We start from the raw sequence: 16,350 nt of genomic DNA, 5'->3' as shown, positions 1-16,350 counted from the left end.
GGCCGGATAGAAGGCGGACGTTCACGTTCCGCCTTTTTTGTTGCCTAGAATTTCCCCAAATACCAATGACCGAATGAATTCAGATAACGGATAGAGACATGCAGTTTACCGGCACCAAACACTACATCGCCGACAAGGACCTGATGGTCGCGGTCAATGCCGCCATCCGGCTCGAACGGCCGCTGCTGGTGAAAGGCGAGCCGGGTACCGGCAAGACGGAGCTTGCGCGGCAGGTGGCGGAAAGCCTCGGCCTGCGGCTGATCGAATGGAACGTCAAATCCACCACCAAGGCCCAGCAGGGCCTTTATGAGTACGATGCCGTCTCGCGCCTGCGCGACAGCCAGCTCGGCGATATCAGAGTCCACGACATCAAGAACTATATCCGCAAGGGCAAGCTCTGGGACGCGTTTCAGGCAAACGAGAAAGTCGTGCTGCTGATCGACGAGATCGACAAGGCCGATATCGAGTTTCCCAACGACCTCCTGCAGGAACTCGACCGCATGGAGTTCCACGTCTACGAGACCAACGAGACGATCGAGGCGCGTGTACGGCCGATCGTCATCATCACCTCCAACAACGAGAAAGAGCTGCCGGACGCATTCCTGCGCCGCTGCTTCTTCCATTACATCCGCTTTCCCGACGCCGATACGCTGGCAGCAATCGTCGAGGTGCATTATCCAGGCATCAAGAAGCGCCTGCTGTCCGAGGCGCTGAGCCGTTTCTTCGAGATCAGGGAAATGCCCGGCCTGAAGAAGAAGCCATCGACATCGGAAGCACTCGACTGGATCCGCCTGCTCGTTGCCGATGACGTCGAGCCCGAAACGCTTGCCGCCAGCGACAAGAACGCTTTGCCCAAGCTACATGGCGCACTGCTCAAGAACGAGCAGGACGTTCACCTGTTCGAGCGGCTGGCATTCATGGCGCGCAGAGAGATGCGCTAGGGCGTATGCCCAAGAGGCCTACGCCCGCCAAATCGCCTGCTTTCAACCCGATTGATAAATTTCTTCACCCGGTATATGAGACATATCCGTGGTGATTTGCCGGCCGGCTTGCAGCCACGTTAAACAAATTGCTAAATGGGGCCACCGCATTCGGGGACCGGCAATCTGTTTAAGCGCCGGTAATCTATGGAGTACCCCGATGCCTATCAAGATTCCAGACCAGCTCCCTGCCTTCCAGACGCTCATCGACGAGGGCGTTTCGGTGATGACGGATTCCGTCGCCATCCGCCAGGATATCCGCCCGCTGCATATCGGTCTGCTGAACCTCATGCCCAACAAGATCAAGACAGAGATCCAGATCGCGCGGCTGGTTGGCGCGTCGCCGCTGCAAGTGGAGCTGTCGCTGATCCGCATCGGCGGCCACAAGTCAAAGAACACGTCCGAAGATCACATCCTGTCGTTCTACAAGACCTGGGACGAGGTGAAGCACCGCAAGTTCGACGGCTTCATCATCACCGGCGCGCCGGTCGAGATGCTCGACTACGAGGACGTGACCTATTGGGACGAGCTCAAGCAGATCCTCGATTGGACGACAACGCATGTCCATTCGACGCTCAACATCTGCTGGGGGGCGATGGCGGCGATCTATCATTTCCACAAAGTGCCGAAGTATACGCTGTCGGAGAAGGCCTTCGGGGTTTATCAGCACCGCAACCTCAAGCCCACCTCACCCTATCTGCTGGGTTTTTCGGATGATTTTGCCGTGCCGGTGTCGCGCTGGACAGAGGTGCTGCGGAGGGATATCGACCCGTCTTCCGGGCTTGAAGTGCTGATGACCTCGCACGATGCGGGCCTGTGCCTCGTCGCCGAAAAGAAGGGCAACCGGCTCTACATGTTCAATCATGTCGAATATGACTCGACGTCGTTGGCCGACGAATATTTCCGCGACCAGTCCGCAGGCATTCCGATCAAGATGCCGGCACACTATTTTCCGCACAACGATCCCAGCCAGGTGCCGCTCAACCGCTGGCGCAGCCACGCGCATCTGCTGTTCGGTAACTGGATCAACCAAGTCTACCAGACGACAGAGTTCAACATCGCCGACATCGGCGAGAAAGAGAAGTCGCCGCAATTGCTGCCGGCATGAGGTCACGCCGGCATGTTCCTCCCGTTCTTCCTCGAGCTCAAGGCAGCGAAAGTCCCGGTGACCCTCCGGGAATTTCTGCTGCTGCTCAAGGGAATGGAAGCCCACATAGCCGACTATGATATCGAGGCGTTCTATTATCTCGCCCGTGCCTCGCTGGTGAAGGACGAGCGCTTCATCGACCGCTTCGACCGCGTCTTCGCTCACTGCTTCAAGGGCGTACAAGCTGTCGGCGGCACATCCGTGATCGATGTCGCAGAGATACCGGACGAATGGCTGATGCGGCTGGCCGACAAACACTTGAGCCCGGAAGAAAAGGCGCTGGTGGAAAGCCTCGGCGGCTTCGAGAAGTTGATGGAGACGCTGAAGGAGCGACTGGCCGAACAGAAGGGCCGGCATCAGGGCGGCAACAAGTGGATCGGTACGGGCGGCACCTCGCCGTTTGGTGCCGGTGGCTACAATCCGGAAGGCGTTCGCATCGGCCAGAATGAATCGCGCCATCGCCGTGCGGTGAAAGTCTGGGACAAGCGTGCATTCAGGAATCTCGATGATTCCGTCGAACTCGGTACGCGCAATATCAAGGTGGCGCTGAAGCGCCTGCGGCGTTGGGTGCGCGACGGCGCCGACGAGGAACTCGATCTCGACAACACCATCCGTGCCACGGCTGAGCATGGCTGGCTGGACGTGCAGACACGGCCGGAGCGCAAGAACAAGGTCAAGCTGCTGATGTTCTTCGATATCGGCGGCTCGATGGATGATCACCTGAAAATCGCCGAGGAACTGTTTTCTGCCGCCAAGGCCGAATTCCGGCAGCTGGAATATTTCTACTTCCACAATTGCCTTTATGAGGGCGTCTGGAAGGACAATTACCGCCGCAAGTCGTCGATGATCGACACGTCGGAGATCATCCGCACCTATGGGCCGGACTACAAGGTGATCTTCGCCGGCGACGCCTCGATGAGCCCCTATGAGATCACCATGGCCGGTGGGTCGGTCGAGCATTGGAACAAGGAACCGGGTGCTGCGTGGCTCAACCGCGTGACCGGGCATTTCCGCAAATGCGTGTGGCTCAACCCGATCAACGAGCAATATTGGGGCCATACCCAGTCGACCGGCATCATCCGCGAACTTTTTGCGGGGAAGATGTATCCGCTGACCCTCGGCGGGCTGGAGGCTGCGGCAAAAGAACTGTCGCGATAGGCTGTATCGGCCTATATAGAGCATGTATCGAGCATAGCCGGAGTATCACCATGTCCGAAGCCGCCAAGACCACTATCGACCAGACGGAAGTCGACCGTTTTTCGGCCATGGCCGCCGAGTGGTGGGATCCGACAGGCAAATTCCGGCCACTGCACAAGTTCAATCCGGTGCGCATCGAATATATCCGCAACAAGGTGGCCGAAAAATTCGGCCGCGATCCGAAATCCCGGCCATTCGAGGGCCTGCGCGTGCTCGATATCGGCTGCGGCGGCGGCCTTCTGTCCGAGCCGATTGCCCGGATGGGCGCCAATGTGCTCGGCGCCGACGCCTCGGAACGCAATATCGGCATTGCCAAAACCCATGCCGAACAGACCGGCGTCGTGGTCGACTACCGAGCCGTGACCGCCGAGGCACTGGCGGCCGATGACGAGAAGTTCGACGTCGTGCTGAACATGGAAGTCGTCGAGCATGTCTCCGACGTGCCGTTCTTCATCGAGACCTGCGCCACCATGGTCAAGCCGGGTGGGCTGATGTTCGTCGCCACCATCAACCGCACCTTCAAGGCCGCAGCCCTTGCCATTGTCGGCGCCGAATATGTGCTGAAATGGCTGCCGCGCGGCACCCATCAATATGAAAAGCTTGTGCGCCCGGAAGAAATCGAGGCTCCCCTGAACGCCGCCGGCATGACGGTGGTGGAGCGCACCGGCGTGTTCTTCAACCCGCTCTCCAACCAGTGGAACCTGTCCAAGGACATGGACGTGAATTACATGCTGGTGGCGGAAAGATCAGCGGAATAGACTTCTTCTCACAGCGATTCTGTTGATATTCGTTTGGGGACTGCATGAGCGACGAGAAGAATGAGCCGGTTCACCTGACTGAAGATTCAACGACGGGGGACAGATTTCTAGTCTATGGAACCAGCAAAGGCCTGAAATTGGACATCCGATTTGAGGGCGAAACGCTTTGGATGACGCAGGCTCAAATCGGAGACCTTTTTGGCCGCGATGTTTCCAGTATCTCTCGGCATATTACTAACATCTTCGAAGAAGGCGAACTTGACGAGCCGACTTCTTTGCAAAAAGTGCAAACAACTGCTGGTAGGCCAGCCGTCATTTATAATCTGGATGTGATCATTTCCGTTGGTTACCGCGTCTCATCGACGCAAGCGACGCTCTTTAGACGTTGGGCGACGGGCGTCCTTGTCCAATATGCCAAACGAGGTTTTGTGGTCGACTCGCCACGTCTGAAGCTACCCGAAAATCACGACAGAATTGCTGAGCTTCGCGAGATAATCCGAGATATTCGGTCGGATGAAGCAAACATCTATCGCGAGCTACGGCAAATATGCTCGATGTGCCAGGATTACGATGGCACGACAGAGGCCGCTCGCGAATTCTATCAGCGCATACAGGCAAAGCTGATCCATGCAGTCACGTCACACACTCCAGCTGAAATCATCGTTGCCCGAGCGGATCATCATATCGAGAATATGGGACTTCAAACCTAGCAAAATGACAATATCCGTAAGAGCGACGTGTCCATTTCCAAGAACTATCTAACTGCGCGGGAAGTCAAGGAATTGAACAGGCTTACAACAATCTTGCTCGATATTTTTGAAGACCAATTGGACATCGGCCGGCTGGTTATCATGCAAGATGCGCAGAATTTTCTTGATCAGCAATTGGCTCAGTTGGGACGGTCAGTGTTGAAGAGTGGCGGTTCGATCAAATCCTCCGAAGCAAAACGGCGCTCGGAGGAAGAGTATCAAAAGTTCGATCAAATCAGGAAAATCCAGCGACAAAAAGAGGCGGACTCGTTGATCGATGATCTGACGGCCGAGGCGAAGAAACTGCCGCGTACAAAGAAATAGCGCTCGTTACATTGGACGGGCTGTCAAAAGGCCATCACAAATGAAAAAACGCCGCCCTTTCAGGCAGCGTTTCGCATTTCCGGCAATATCGAGGCCTCAGGCGATCGTCTCGTAGGCGCCATGGCAATGCTTGTACTTCTTGCCGGAGCCGCAGGGGCAAGGCTCGTTACGACCGACGTCACCCCAGGTCGCGGGGTTGTTCGGATCGCGCTTGACCTCGTTTGCGGCAAAACCAACCGAAACGCCTTCGCGGAAATCGTCCTCGCCCGTCGTCGCATCGATGTGATGGCCGACCATGAAGGGCAACTCCTCGGGCTCCGGCGCGTTCTGCGCGAGTTCGACGCGCATCAGCTGGCTGACCACCTGATTGCGGAGATTGGCAAGCAGCGCCTGGAAGAGTTCGAAGGCTTCCTGCTTGTATTCCTGCAGCGGGTCGCGCTGCGCATAACCACGGAAACCGACCACCGAGCGCAGATGCTCGAGGTTGACGATATGCTCGCGCCAGAGCGTGTCCAGCGTTTGCAGCAGCACGGAGCGCTCGACATAGGCCATCAGCTCGGGACCGAAACGCTCGGCCTTGGCCTTCATCTCGCTGTCGGCGGCTTCCTTGATGCGATTGTAGACATCGTCTTCCGCGATGCCTTCCTCGGCAGCCCATTCTTCGATCGGCAGGTCGAGATTGAGGCTTTCGAGCACGTCCTGGCGCAGGGCCTTGACGTCCCACTGTTCGGCATAGGCCTTTTCCGGCATATGCTTGCCGGTGATCACCTGGATCACGCCATCGCGCATATCCTCGATGGTCTCGGTCATGCCTTCGGCTTCCATCAGCTCGAGGCGCTGCTCGTAGATCACCTTGCGCTGGTCGTTGAGCACGTCGTCATACTTGAGCAGATTCTTGCGGATATCGAAGTTCCGGGCTTCGACCTTCTTCTGGGCGCGTTCCAGCGCCTTGTTGATCCAAGGATGGACGATCGCCTCGCCTTCCTTGAGTCCAAGCTTGACAAGCATCGAATCCATCCGCTCGGAACCGAAGATGCGCATCAGGTCGTCCTGCAGCGACAGGAAGAACTTCGAACGGCCCGGGTCGCCCTGGCGGCCGGAGCGGCCACGCAGCTGGTTGTCGATGCGGCGGCTTTCGTGACGTTCGGTTGCCAGCACGTAAAGACCGCCGGCGGTAATCGCCTTTTCCTTGAGAACCTGGATTTCGGCGCGGATGGCCGCTTCGCGTGCATCGCGCTCGGGACCCGCCTCGACATCAGCCAGTTCCGCGGCAACCCGCATATCGGCATTGCCGCCAAGCTGGATGTCAGTGCCGCGACCGGCCATGTTGGTGGCGATGGTGATCGCGCCTGGCACACCGGCCTGGGCGACGATGAAAGCTTCCTGCTCGTGATAGCGAGCATTCAGCACCTGGAATTCGCTAAAACCTTCCTTGCGCAGGCGGTCGGCGAGATATTCCGACTTTTCGATCGAGGTCGTGCCGACCAGCACCGGCTGGCCGAGCTTGGCGGATTCGAGGATGTCGGCGATGATCGCCTTGTATTTCTCCTCGACGGTCCGGTAGACCTCATCGTCCTCGTCGATACGCTTGATCGGCACGTTGGTCGGCACCTCGACGACTTCGAGGCCGTAGATATTGCCGAATTCTTCCGCTTCCGTCGATGCGGTACCGGTCATGCCAGCGAGCTTGTCATACATGCGGAAATAGTTCTGGAAGGTGATCGAGGCCAGCGTCTGGTTTTCCGGCTGGATCTGCACCTTTTCCTTGGCTTCGAGCGCCTGGTGCAGGCCTTCGGAGAAACGGCGGCCCGGCATCATGCGGCCGGTGAATTCGTCGATGATGACAACTTCGCCGTTGCGGACGATGTAGTCCTTGTCTCGCGCAAACATCTTGTGCGCTTTCAGCGCATTGTTCACGTGGTGGACGATGGCGACGTTCTCGACATCATAGAGGGATTCGCCCTTGAGATGGCCGGCCGCACGCAGCAGGTTCTCGAGCTTTTCGGTACCGGATTCGGAGAAGTTGACCGAGCGCTGCTTTTCATCGAGCTCGTAGTCGCTTTCGACCAGCATCGGGATGAAGGCGTCGATGGTGTTGTAGAGTTCCGAACGGTCGTCGAGCGGGCCGGAAATGATCAGCGGCGTGCGCGCTTCGTCGACCAGGATCGAGTCGACTTCGTCGACGATCGCAAAGAAGTGATCGCGCTGGACCATCTGGCCCTTCTCGAATTTCATATTATCGCGGAGATAATCGAAGCCGAGTTCGTTGTTGGTGGCGTAAGTGACGTCGCAGGCATAGGCCTCGCGGCGCTGGTCGTCGTCGAGACCGTGAATGATGACGCCGGTCGACAGGCCCAGGAACGCGTAGATCTTGCCCATCTGTGCGGAGTCGCGCTGGGCGAGGTAGTCGTTGACGGTCACCACATGCACGCCCTTGCCGGCGAGCGCGTTGAGGTAGACGGGCAAGGTCGCAACCAGCGTCTTGCCTTCGCCGGTCTTCATTTCGGCGATACCCTTTTCATGCAGGATCATGCCGCCGGTAAGCTGTACGTCGAAAGGCCTGAGCCCCAGCACGCGCTTGGCGGCTTCGCGAGCAACCGCGAATGCCGAGGGCAGCAGGTCATCCAGCGTCTTGCCGTCGGCGAGTTCCTTGCGGAAGGCCGCCGTCTTTTCGCGCAGCTGCTCGTCGGTCAGAGCCTGGACCTGCGCTTCCAGTGCATTGATTTCCACAACGCGCGTTGCATAGGAGCGAATGCGGCGATCGTTGGACGAGCCAAACAATTTGCGGGCGAGGCCGCCAAGACTGACCATCGTCGTGGTCCTTTCTGAACTATAACCAGCACGTTCAAACGTTTTCGGCGATTCAATCAAATCTGCCAGTAAACGTTCCGCAGCGCCGAACTATTCGTGTGCACAAAACTGCGAGACAGATAAGAGTGGGCACTGTTCATGTCAACTCGAACCGCTGTCGCACCCGCTTTTCCGATTGCGTTTTGGCCGGAAAAATGCAAATCCCGAGCACCAAAACTCAAATTGTTCCAAAATGGTGAGAAGATGTTTCGCAAAGGCCTGTTCGCAGCCACCGCACTGACCGCCCTCGTGGCCCTGTCCCACACTGCCTATGCGGCAGATGCCAAGGACCCGGTCGTCGCCACGGTCAATGGCGTTGACGTCACAAAGACCGATCTTGACCTGGCTGAAGGCAATATCGACCCGCAGCTTTCGCAGCTGCCGCCCGAGCAGAAGAAGCTCGCAGCGCTGACCGCCGTCATCGACTCCAAGCTCATCGCCGCCAAGGCGAAGACCGAAAAGCTCGACGATACCCAGGACTTCAAGGATCGCATGGAGTTCATCACCGACCGCGAACTTCACAATGCCTACTTCAAGAAGCATGTCGTCGATGTCGTCACCGACGCCGACGTCAAGGCGCGCTACGACAAGGAAGTTGCTGGCATGCCGAAGCAGGAAGAGGTTCACGCCCGCCACATCCTCGTCAAGACCGAGGATGAAGCCAAGGCCGTGATCAAGGCGCTCGGCGAAGGCAAGGATTTTGCCGAACTCGCCAAGGAAAAGTCCACCGATCCGAACAAGTCGGATGGCGGCGACCTCGGCTATTTCCACAAGGGCCAGATGGTTCCGGAATTCGAAACCGCTGCGTTCGCGATGAACAAGGGCGACGTCTCCAAGGTTCCGGTCAAGACCCAGTTCGGCTACCACGTCATCAAGGTCGAGGACAAGCGCGACGCACCGCCGCCGGCACTCGACAAGGTCAAGGATCAGGTTCGCCAGATCATCATGCGCGACAAGTATATCGAGTTGCTCAAGACCTCCAAGGAAGAAGCCAAGATCGTCATCGTCGATCCCGAGCTGAAGAAGGGCTACGACGAAGCCAACAAGGCTCCGGCAAAGTAATTCGGTCGGGGGCCGCCTTCGGACGGCCCTCTCGTCATTCCAACGTCACGTTTCTACCTTGCTATGGGACATCACCGGTCCTGAATTGAGGTCAGCATGTCCCACACCGTCTCCCCGCTCGCACCGAAATCCTTTGCCGAGATGCCCGCCATCGACGGCGTCCGCATGGCAACTGCCGAAGCCGGTATCAAATACAAGAACCGCACCGACGTGCTGCTGATGGTGTTCGACGAGGTCGCCAGCGTCGCCGGCGTCTTCACCCGCTCGAAGTGCCCCTCGGCACCAGTGGATTTCTGCCGCCAGAACCTTCCCGCGGGACGCGCTCGCGCCGTGGTCGTCAATTCCGGCAATGCCAACGCCTTCACCGGCAAGAAGGGCAGGGCAGCAACTGAACTGACCGCCAAATCCGCTTCCGAAGCCGTGGGCTGCGCCACCGACGAGATCTATCTCGCTTCGACCGGCGTGATCGGCGAACCGCTTGACGCCACCAAATTTGCCGGCGTTCTCGGCGACATGAACAGCCGCGCCACGGGTGACTTCTGGTTCGAGGCCGCCAAGGCGATCATGACCACCGACACCTATCCCAAGGTCGCTACGCGCTCGGCCAAGATCGGTGGCATCGACGTCACCATCAACGGCATCGCCAAGGGTGCGGGCATGATCGCGCCCGACATGGCCACAATGCTGTCCTTCGTGGTCACCGATGCCGATATCGCACCGAACGTGTTGCAGTCACTACTGTCGGCTGGCGTCGGCCCGAGCTTCAATTCCGTCACTGTCGATAGCGATACATCGACATCAGACACGCTGATGCTGTTTGCTACCGGCGCTGCCGCCAAGCGCGGCCAGAAGAAGGTCGTCAGCGCTTCCGCCAGCGAACTCGCCGATTTCGCCGAGGCGCTGAACAGCCTGTTGCTCGACCTCGCCCATCAGGTCGTCTGCGACGGCGAAGGCGCCCGCAAGATGGTCGCCGTCACGGTGAGCGGTGCCGTCAGTGACGATAGCGCCAAGAGAGTCGCGCTTTCGATTGCTAATTCGCCTTTGGTCAAGACGGCCGTTGCCGGCGAAGATGCCAATTGGGGCCGTGTGGTGATGGCGGTCGGCAAATCCGGCGAACCCGCCGATCGCGACCTGCTGCAGATCAGCTTCGGCGACGTACGCGTGGCATTTGAGGGTGAGCGCGATCCGGATTACTCCGAAGCTGCGGCCTCCGCCGTGATGAAGGAACCGAAAATCCCGATCAATGTCGATCTCGGCCTCGGCTCGGGGCAGGCCACCGTCTGGACCTGCGATCTCACCAAGGAATATGTCGAAATCAATGGCGACTATCGCAGCTGACATCACCAAGCCCTGGCTGCCGGCGGTCCGCCGGCTGGAAGCGGCGGGCTTTCGTGCCTGGCCGGCTGCGGAGGTGTCTTTCGATGGCAGCTGGCAATTGCGCCTGACACCCGGCCATCCCTCGAAGCGATTGAACAGCCTCGTGCCGCTCGATCCCGCCGACGCCCGTGACATGAAGGCCCGCGTCGCGCATGCACGCGGTCTGTTCGACGTCGCCGGGGTGAAGGCTGCCATCCGCCAGTCGCCACTCTGCCCGCCGGGTCTGCTCAATATCCTCTCCGACGATGGCTGGACTCCGGGATACGAAACCATCGTCATGGCCGCCGATCTCGATAAGATCGACATCCCGGCCGGCATGGACCACCTGCCGACCCATGATATCCTGCGGTTTACCGAAGCCTGCGTGCGGATTGACAGTCGCGAGACAACGGCACCGGTGCTGGCCAATATCATCTCATCCATCGAGCCCACCGCCGGCCTCTTCCTGATGGAAGGGTCCGAAGGCCCGAAAGCGGTCGGCATCTGCGTGCAGGACAACGATCTCGCCGGCCTGCAGCAGGTCGTCGTCGAGCCGTCGCTGCGGCGGCAGGGCATCGGCCTCGAGCTGGTGACGGCAGCTTTGCGCTGGGCGAAATTGCGTGGCGCCCGCTATGCATGGCTGCAGGTGATCGCCGACAATCACCCGGCCCGCAGCCTTTACGAACAGCTCGGCTTCAAATCGATCTACCAATACGCCTATTGGCAGAAGGCCGATCGATGACGGAAGAATCCAAGCGCATGCTTCTGGTCGCGGCCTGCGCGCTGATCGATGCCGATGGCCGCGTTCTGCTCAGCCAGCGCCCGGAGGGCAAGTCGCTGGCCGGCCTCTGGGAGTTTCCCGGCGGCAAGGTGGAAGTCGGCGAGACTCCAGAGGAGGCGCTGATCCGCGAGCTCCGCGAGGAACTCGGCATCGAAACCAAGGTGGCGTGCCTCGCACCTCTGACCTTTGCGAGCCATACCTACGACGATTTTCATCTGCTGATGCCACTCTATATATGCCGCCGCTATGAAGGCATCGCGCGCGGGCTCGAAGGCCAGGCAATCAAGTGGGTGCGCGCGAAAGACCTGCGCAACTATGCGATGCCGCCGGCGGATGACCCGCTTGTGCCATTTTTGGTCGATCTTCTCCCCTGAAATGTGGATAAATAACGATCTGTTAAGAGATCGTTTAGCACCTCGTGGCAATTATCATTCCAGTAACCAATATCGGCCGGCGAGTTTGCCGCCAATCCCGAGTCTGGAATCACACAGGATTGCCCATGATGGACGATGAATTCTGGAAAACGCAAGGCGACCAGGAGTTTAAGGGCGAACGCGCCAACCGCATCGGCGCGGTCAACATGGCGTTGCTTTTTGGCACGGTGGCGATTGCACTGACTCTGATCCTCACACCAGTGCTTTCCCCCGACAAAAATCAGATGGCCTCGAGCAACATGGCCTATGACGATATCAAGACCGGCTCGATCCCGACCCACGACGGCAAGGTCAAGCGCTATACCATCCGACGCAGCATCCTGCAGAAGGATCCCAGCGAGGTCTGCATCATCGATGAGAACCGCAACAAGAGCGGTTGCTGAGACCCGTCTGAAGGCCCCCTCATCCGGCCTTCGGCCACCTTCTCCCCGCTGGGGAGAAGAGGTAATATGCTGAACCCCTCCGCCAAAAAAAGCGGAACCCGCACGTTCTGAAATACTTCATGGAAGTGAACCGATACAGCGAACTCCCTCTTCTCCACTTGGGGAGAAGGTGGCCCGAAGGGCCGGATGAGGGGTCTTCACTCCGACATCACTTGGAATGTTACGACGGCCGGACCGCCTTGATCGCGTCTTCCAGCCGCATCTTCGCCGAGCCCGGCTTCAAGGGCTTCTGCTGGCTGACATGCGGCGCCCAGCCGGAGAGGTAGATGAACGAAAACGTCGCGCGGATGCGACCATCCGAATCTGCGTGCCGCTCCTGATAGAGCTTGGCAGCCTCGAGAAAAAACGCCTGCGATACCGGCCGCCGCGACCGCGCTGTCAGCGCATTGGTCATGCCCATCGCCCGAAGGTCGGCCATCAGCCCGAACAGGGAATCATAGCGAACCGTATAAGTGTCGACATCGGCAACCGGCAGCGCAAATCCGGCCCGCTGCAGCAGCGCCCCCATGGCGCGGACCTCGCCGAACGGCGTGACACGCGGGCTTGCACCACCGTAAAGCCGCGTCTCGGTGTCGAGCAGCACGTCGTTGAGTTCGCCTAGAGTTCCGGCACCGGGAAGGGCGGCCAGAAACAGGCCGTCGGGTTTGAGGCTGCGCTGGATGCGGATCAGGCTGCCCGGCAGGTCGTTGACCAGATGCAGGAACAGCGGCGCCAGAACCAGATTGTATGTCTGCGCCTCAAGCGGCACATCCTCGAACGAGTCGGTGAGCCGGGTCTCGCCGCCACCGACGATATCGACGCTGGTGAGCTCGCCGATCTTGCCGGTTGCCAGGCATTCCCGCCCGACCGCACCGGTGCCACCAAACAGCTCTGCCGCCCGGTCGAAATGGCGCTCGACGGTGGAGAGGCGCATTGCCAGCTCCTCGGCCGCGACATCCATCAGGAATCCGGATTTGGGGTCGAAATTCCGTGCAGCGCGCTTGCGCCGTGTCGCGGCAAGTGCCGCGTCGATCAATATGTCCATAGTCTCAAGGCCTGTTCGTCACGCTGTCGCAAAGTCACCAAACATGCATTAATGTCAAGCAACTGGGCCGGCTGGCAGCCAGCTGTAATAATATAGGAAACAAGGTCGGGTCATGCTGCATCGCTTCCATCACATCGCAATCCTTTGCAGCGGCTATGCGGTGTCGAAGGCGTTCTATGTCGAACGCCTCGATTTCGAAGTAATCGCCGAGAACTGGCGGGAACAGAGCCGTTCGTGGAAATGCGACCTCAGGCGCGGCGATGCCCAGATAGAGCTCTTTCATTTTCCCGCCTCCCCACCACGTCCGTCGCGGCCCGAGGCGTGCGGCTTGCGGCATCTGGCGTTCGCGATCGACAACATGAGCGAAACCCTGTCGTGGCTCGCAAGCCGCGGCATCGAAACCGAGCCAGTTAGGATCGACCCCTATACGCAATGCGCTTTCACTTTCTTTGCCGATCCCGACGGTCTGCCGATCGAGATCTATGAGGTTCCACCCGTCAACCCATCGAAGGAGGAACGGGGATAGTGCTTGGCACCCTGTCGAAGCTGGCACGCCAGACCGGCGATTTCCTGTTTCCGCCGGCCTGTCCGGGCTGCGGCAGGATGCTGTCGCGCCATGCTGCGGTCTGCCAGGCCTGCTGGTCGTCGATCGTCTTCATCGAACGGCCCTATTGCGAGGTACTGGGTGTACCTTTCTCGCATGATCTCGGCGCCGGCATCCTGTCGGCCGAGGCGATCGCCAATCCACCGGATTTCGACCGGCTCCGCTCGGTCTGCGCCTTCGATGGCGCGGCCAAGAGCCTCGTCCACTCACTCAAATATCGTGACCGCACCGAACTCGCCGGCATGATGGCGGGATGGATGGTCCGTTCCGGCCATCAGGTGCTCACCGATTGCGACGCGCTGATCCCCGTGCCGCTGCACACATTCCGGCTGATGAGCCGCAAATTCAATCAGGCAGCGGAATTGGCCAGTGTCATCTCGCGGCTTACGGGCAAGCCCATGCTCGCCTCCGCCGTCCGCCGCACCCGCAACACTGAACACCAGGTTGGGCTCGGCCGCACAGGCCGCGAGGAAAATGTCCGCGGCGCTTTCAAAGTAACCGAACGCGGCAAGCAGGACGTGCTCGGCAAGCGCATCGTGCTGATCGACGACGTCTACACGACGGGAGCGACCGTTACGGCGATATCGAGGGTTTTGCGTCGCGCAGGGGTGACCGACATTTCGGTTTTAACCTTTGCAAGGGCGCTGCCAGACACTATATGAATTTGAAATGACAGGTTTAACCGCCAGGGCCTATGCGCACCGGGGCGTTTTGCGGAGACTTCCATGACGTCCGTCGTCATCTATACCAGACAGTTCTGCGGCTACTGTTCCGCCGCCAAGGCGCTGCTTGCCAACAAGGGCGTCGATTTCGTCGAACATGACGCAACCGGCAATCCGGAACTACGCGCTGAAATGATCCAGAAGGCGCGTGGCGGCAGCACGTTCCCGCAAATTTTCATCAACGACAAGCATGTCGGCGGCTGCGACGACCTGCATGCACTCGATCGGGCCGGCAAGCTCGATCCCCTGCTGGCGGTATGACGATGACCAAGGTCGCGGCCATCCAGATGTGCTCCGGCACCGATCCGGTCAAGAATGCCGAGCGTCTCGAAGCGCTGGTGCGCGAAGCCAATGCCCAAGGTGCCGTCTACATCCAGTCGCCGGAAATGACCGGCGCCCTGCAGCGTGACCGCAAGGGCCTGGCTGCGATCCTGAGGCCGGAAGAAACCGATCTCATCGTCGCCAAGGCGGCGTCGCTGGCGCGCGAGTTGAAAGTCCACCTGCATGTCGGCTCGACGGCCATCGCGCTTGCCGACGGCAAGATCGCCAATCGCGGCTTCCTTTTCGGACCGGATGGCGCAATCGTCTGCCGCTATGACAAGATCCACATGTTCGACGTCGATCTCGACAATGGCGAGAGCTGGCGAGAGAGCGCGGTCTATCGTCCCGGTTCCGAAGCCCGCACCGCTGACCTGCCCTTCGGCCGGTTGGGCTTTGCCATCTGTTACGATGTGCGCTTTCCGCAATTGTTCCGGGCCGAAGCGCTGGCCGGCGCTGATATCATCAGCCTGCCCGCCGCCTTCACCCGCCAAACCGGTGAGGCGCATTGGGAAATCCTCATCCGCGCCCGCGCCATCGAAAATGGCGTCTTCATGATCGCCGCCGCACAGGGTGGCGTACATGAGGACGGCCGCGAAACCTTCGGCCATTCGATGATCGTCGATCCCTGGGGCCGCATCCTCGCCGAGGCCTCGGCATCGGGCGAGGCCGTGATCGTGGCCGATATCGATCGTGCCGCGGTGCTCGCGGCCCGCTCCAAGATCCCCAATCTCAAGAATGGCCGCGATTTCGAGGTCGTTGCGGCCCAAACGACAGCAATGGCGGACTAACATTGTGATCCACTACTCCCTGCGCTGCGACAATGGACATGATTTCGAGGGCTGGTTCGGCTCGTCGGCCGATTTCGACGACCAGTCGTCAGCCGGCCATGTCTCCTGTCCTGCCTGCAACTCGCAAGCCGTGACCAAAGTGCTGATGGCACCCAATGTCACCACCGGCCGCCAGAAGGATCAGACCAAGGCGCTGGTGATGGACAATACCCGCCGCGAGATGATCGCCAAGCTCAAGGAAGCGGTCGGCGAAATCCGCAAGAACGCCGAGGACGTCGGCGAAAAATTCCCCGAGGAAGCCCGCAAGATCCATTATGGCGAGAGCCAGGCGCGCGGTATTATCGGCCAGGCAAGCACGGACGAGGCCGAAGCGCTGATCGACGAAGGCATCGAGATATCGGCCCTTCCCGTCTTTCCTGACGACGTCAACTAAACTCACCCAGCAAGCCCCGGCATTTACAATCAACAGTTATGCGGATGTGTACTATTTTGCAGCATCCACGCTTGCCTTGTGCTGCTATCTATGGCATCCGCCAGGTCATGTTTCAAAACGGCACAACTCCGGCAGCACCGATACTCAAAATTACTCCACCCAAAAAAAGTTCTTAACTTTGACGTACAGCGCTCTATTATCACTACATGCCTGCAATAGTCTGCGGTCAGTCAAAGCAAACAACCGCAAAAACGCAACCTTTGCGTGAGGCAGCGATGTATTCTCAATAGCATAGACATATTTGTCTCTATTGTGACGAAAATTGAAAAAAATGATTTAATATTTCGTTAGGAAAGTGAGTGACAAGTGCAGTGCAA

General features: G+C 59.1%; 16 protein-coding genes, 1 pseudogene and 1 riboswitch. Of the genes and pseudogenes, 15 read left to right on the top strand and 2 right to left on the bottom strand.

The window, feature by feature from the left end:
* Positions 1-98 precede the first annotated feature (98 nt).
* The 5 genes and pseudogenes from ACXHRN_RS25690 to rhuM all read left to right on the top strand — a co-directional run bounded on the left by ACXHRN_RS25690 (position 99) and on the right by rhuM (position 5,155).
* Positions 99-941 carry an AAA family ATPase gene (locus tag ACXHRN_RS25690; RefSeq protein WP_488639094.1) on the top strand — a complete coding sequence of 281 codons (843 nt, stop codon included), beginning with the start codon at positions 99-101 and terminating at the stop codon, positions 939-941.
* A gap of 78 nt (positions 942-1,019) precedes the next feature.
* Positions 1,020-1,097, top strand: a riboswitch (SAM riboswitch).
* A 43-nt stretch (positions 1,098-1,140) separates the two neighbouring features.
* Complete coding sequence (gene metA / locus ACXHRN_RS25685; protein ID WP_488639093.1) at positions 1,141-2,088, top strand: homoserine O-acetyltransferase MetA; 948 nt, start codon at positions 1,141-1,143, stop codon at positions 2,086-2,088.
* A gap of 12 nt (positions 2,089-2,100) precedes the next feature.
* Positions 2,101-3,285: a vWA domain-containing protein gene (locus ACXHRN_RS25680; RefSeq protein ID WP_488639092.1), complete on the top strand. Its 1,185-nt coding sequence runs from the start codon at positions 2,101-2,103 to the stop codon at positions 3,283-3,285.
* Between the two features lie 50 nt (positions 3,286-3,335).
* Positions 3,336-4,082: a bifunctional 2-polyprenyl-6-hydroxyphenol methylase/3-demethylubiquinol 3-O-methyltransferase UbiG gene (gene ubiG / locus ACXHRN_RS25675; RefSeq protein WP_488639091.1), complete on the top strand. Its 747-nt coding sequence runs from the start codon at positions 3,336-3,338 to the stop codon at positions 4,080-4,082.
* 44 nt (positions 4,083-4,126) lie between these two features.
* Positions 4,127-5,155: pseudogene (gene rhuM, locus ACXHRN_RS25670) on the top strand (RhuM family protein).
* A 96-nt stretch (positions 5,156-5,251) separates the two neighbouring features.
* Here rhuM and secA read toward each other — a convergent pair.
* Entirely contained in the window at positions 5,252-7,966 is a 2,715-nt protein-coding gene (gene secA, locus ACXHRN_RS25665) for a preprotein translocase subunit SecA (RefSeq protein WP_488639090.1), read from the bottom strand.
* A 243-nt stretch (positions 7,967-8,209) separates the two neighbouring features.
* Here secA and ACXHRN_RS25660 point away from each other — a divergent pair, with 243 nt between their 5' ends.
* From ACXHRN_RS25660 to ACXHRN_RS25640, 5 genes are all read left to right on the top strand, one after another.
* Positions 8,210-9,067, top strand: a complete 858-nt coding sequence (locus ACXHRN_RS25660; RefSeq protein WP_488639089.1) for a peptidylprolyl isomerase — start codon at positions 8,210-8,212, stop codon at positions 9,065-9,067.
* Between the two features lie 96 nt (positions 9,068-9,163).
* Entirely contained in the window at positions 9,164-10,405 is a 1,242-nt protein-coding gene (gene argJ, locus ACXHRN_RS25655) for a bifunctional glutamate N-acetyltransferase/amino-acid acetyltransferase ArgJ (RefSeq protein WP_488639088.1), read from the top strand.
* On the top strand, positions 10,386-11,165 hold the full coding sequence (locus ACXHRN_RS25650; protein WP_488639087.1) for a GNAT family N-acetyltransferase: 780 nt from the start codon (positions 10,386-10,388) through the stop codon (positions 11,163-11,165). The genes argJ and ACXHRN_RS25650 overlap by 20 nt, the downstream gene beginning before the upstream one ends.
* Positions 11,162-11,578 (top strand): 8-oxo-dGTP diphosphatase MutT, encoded by a 417-nt coding sequence (gene mutT, locus ACXHRN_RS25645; protein WP_488639086.1) that lies wholly within the window; start codon positions 11,162-11,164, stop codon positions 11,576-11,578. Before ACXHRN_RS25650 ends, mutT begins: the two co-directional genes overlap by 4 nt.
* Positions 11,579-11,703: 125 nt before the next feature.
* The gene (locus tag ACXHRN_RS25640; protein ID WP_488639085.1) at positions 11,704-12,021 is read left to right on the top strand and encodes a hypothetical protein; all 318 of its coding nucleotides are present in this window, start codon (positions 11,704-11,706) and stop codon (positions 12,019-12,021) included.
* Between the two features lie 220 nt (positions 12,022-12,241).
* Here ACXHRN_RS25640 and ACXHRN_RS25635 read toward each other — a convergent pair whose 3' ends face one another.
* Positions 12,242-13,105 (bottom strand): methyltransferase domain-containing protein, encoded by an 864-nt coding sequence (locus ACXHRN_RS25635; RefSeq protein ID WP_488639084.1) that lies wholly within the window; start codon positions 13,103-13,105, stop codon positions 12,242-12,244.
* 112 nt (positions 13,106-13,217) lie between these two features.
* On the opposite strand from ACXHRN_RS25635, the gene gloA2 reads away from it, so the two are divergent.
* The 5 genes from gloA2 (at position 13,218) to ACXHRN_RS25610 (ending at position 15,973) form a co-directional block, all read left to right on the top strand.
* Positions 13,218-13,631: an SMU1112c/YaeR family gloxylase I-like metalloprotein gene (gene gloA2, locus ACXHRN_RS25630; RefSeq protein WP_488639083.1), complete on the top strand. Its 414-nt coding sequence runs from the start codon at positions 13,218-13,220 to the stop codon at positions 13,629-13,631.
* Complete coding sequence (locus ACXHRN_RS25625) at positions 13,631-14,371, top strand: ComF family protein (RefSeq protein WP_488639082.1); 741 nt, start codon at positions 13,631-13,633, stop codon at positions 14,369-14,371. The genes gloA2 and ACXHRN_RS25625 overlap by 1 nt, the downstream gene beginning before the upstream one ends.
* A 63-nt stretch (positions 14,372-14,434) precedes the next feature.
* Positions 14,435-14,692, top strand: a complete 258-nt coding sequence (gene grxC, locus ACXHRN_RS25620) for a glutaredoxin 3 (protein WP_488639081.1) — start codon at positions 14,435-14,437, stop codon at positions 14,690-14,692.
* Entirely contained in the window at positions 14,689-15,540 is an 852-nt protein-coding gene (locus tag ACXHRN_RS25615) for a carbon-nitrogen hydrolase family protein (protein WP_488639080.1), read from the top strand. The genes grxC and ACXHRN_RS25615 overlap by 4 nt, the downstream gene beginning before the upstream one ends.
* 4 nt (positions 15,541-15,544) lie before the next feature.
* Positions 15,545-15,973 carry a DUF1178 family protein gene (locus ACXHRN_RS25610; RefSeq protein ID WP_488639079.1) on the top strand — a complete coding sequence of 143 codons (429 nt, stop codon included), beginning with the start codon at positions 15,545-15,547 and terminating at the stop codon, positions 15,971-15,973.
* The last annotated feature ends 377 nt before the right edge of the window (positions 15,974-16,350 follow it).

It is taken from the genome of Shinella sp. OV683 (assembly GCF_057787725.1).
This window is presented reverse-complemented; position numbering and strand designations above follow the sequence as displayed.

Excerpts from the sequence above, each read along its gene's own strand:
- ACXHRN_RS25690 (WP_488639094.1), top strand. The coding sequence starts at position 99 with ATGCAGTTTACCGGCACCAAACACTACATCGCCGACAAGGACCTGATG.
- metA (WP_488639093.1), top strand. The coding sequence starts at position 1,141 with ATGCCTATCAAGATTCCAGACCAGCTCCCTGCCTTCCAGACGCTCATC.
- ACXHRN_RS25680 (WP_488639092.1), top strand. The coding sequence starts at position 2,101 with ATGTTCCTCCCGTTCTTCCTCGAGCTCAAGGCAGCGAAAGTCCCGGTG.
- ubiG (WP_488639091.1), top strand. The coding sequence starts at position 3,336 with ATGTCCGAAGCCGCCAAGACCACTATCGACCAGACGGAAGTCGACCGT.
- secA (WP_488639090.1), bottom strand. The coding sequence starts at position 7,966 with ATGGTCAGTCTTGGCGGCCTCGCCCGCAAATTGTTTGGCTCGTCCAAC.
- ACXHRN_RS25660 (WP_488639089.1), top strand. The coding sequence starts at position 8,210 with ATGTTTCGCAAAGGCCTGTTCGCAGCCACCGCACTGACCGCCCTCGTG.
- argJ (WP_488639088.1), top strand. The coding sequence starts at position 9,164 with ATGTCCCACACCGTCTCCCCGCTCGCACCGAAATCCTTTGCCGAGATG.
- ACXHRN_RS25650 (WP_488639087.1), top strand. The coding sequence starts at position 10,386 with ATGGCGACTATCGCAGCTGACATCACCAAGCCCTGGCTGCCGGCGGTC.
- mutT (WP_488639086.1), top strand. The coding sequence starts at position 11,162 with ATGACGGAAGAATCCAAGCGCATGCTTCTGGTCGCGGCCTGCGCGCTG.
- ACXHRN_RS25640 (WP_488639085.1), top strand. The coding sequence starts at position 11,704 with ATGATGGACGATGAATTCTGGAAAACGCAAGGCGACCAGGAGTTTAAG.
- ACXHRN_RS25635 (WP_488639084.1), bottom strand. The coding sequence starts at position 13,105 with ATGGACATATTGATCGACGCGGCACTTGCCGCGACACGGCGCAAGCGC.
- gloA2 (WP_488639083.1), top strand. The coding sequence starts at position 13,218 with ATGCTGCATCGCTTCCATCACATCGCAATCCTTTGCAGCGGCTATGCG.
- grxC (WP_488639081.1), top strand. The coding sequence starts at position 14,435 with ATGACGTCCGTCGTCATCTATACCAGACAGTTCTGCGGCTACTGTTCC.
- ACXHRN_RS25615 (WP_488639080.1), top strand. The coding sequence starts at position 14,689 with ATGACGATGACCAAGGTCGCGGCCATCCAGATGTGCTCCGGCACCGAT.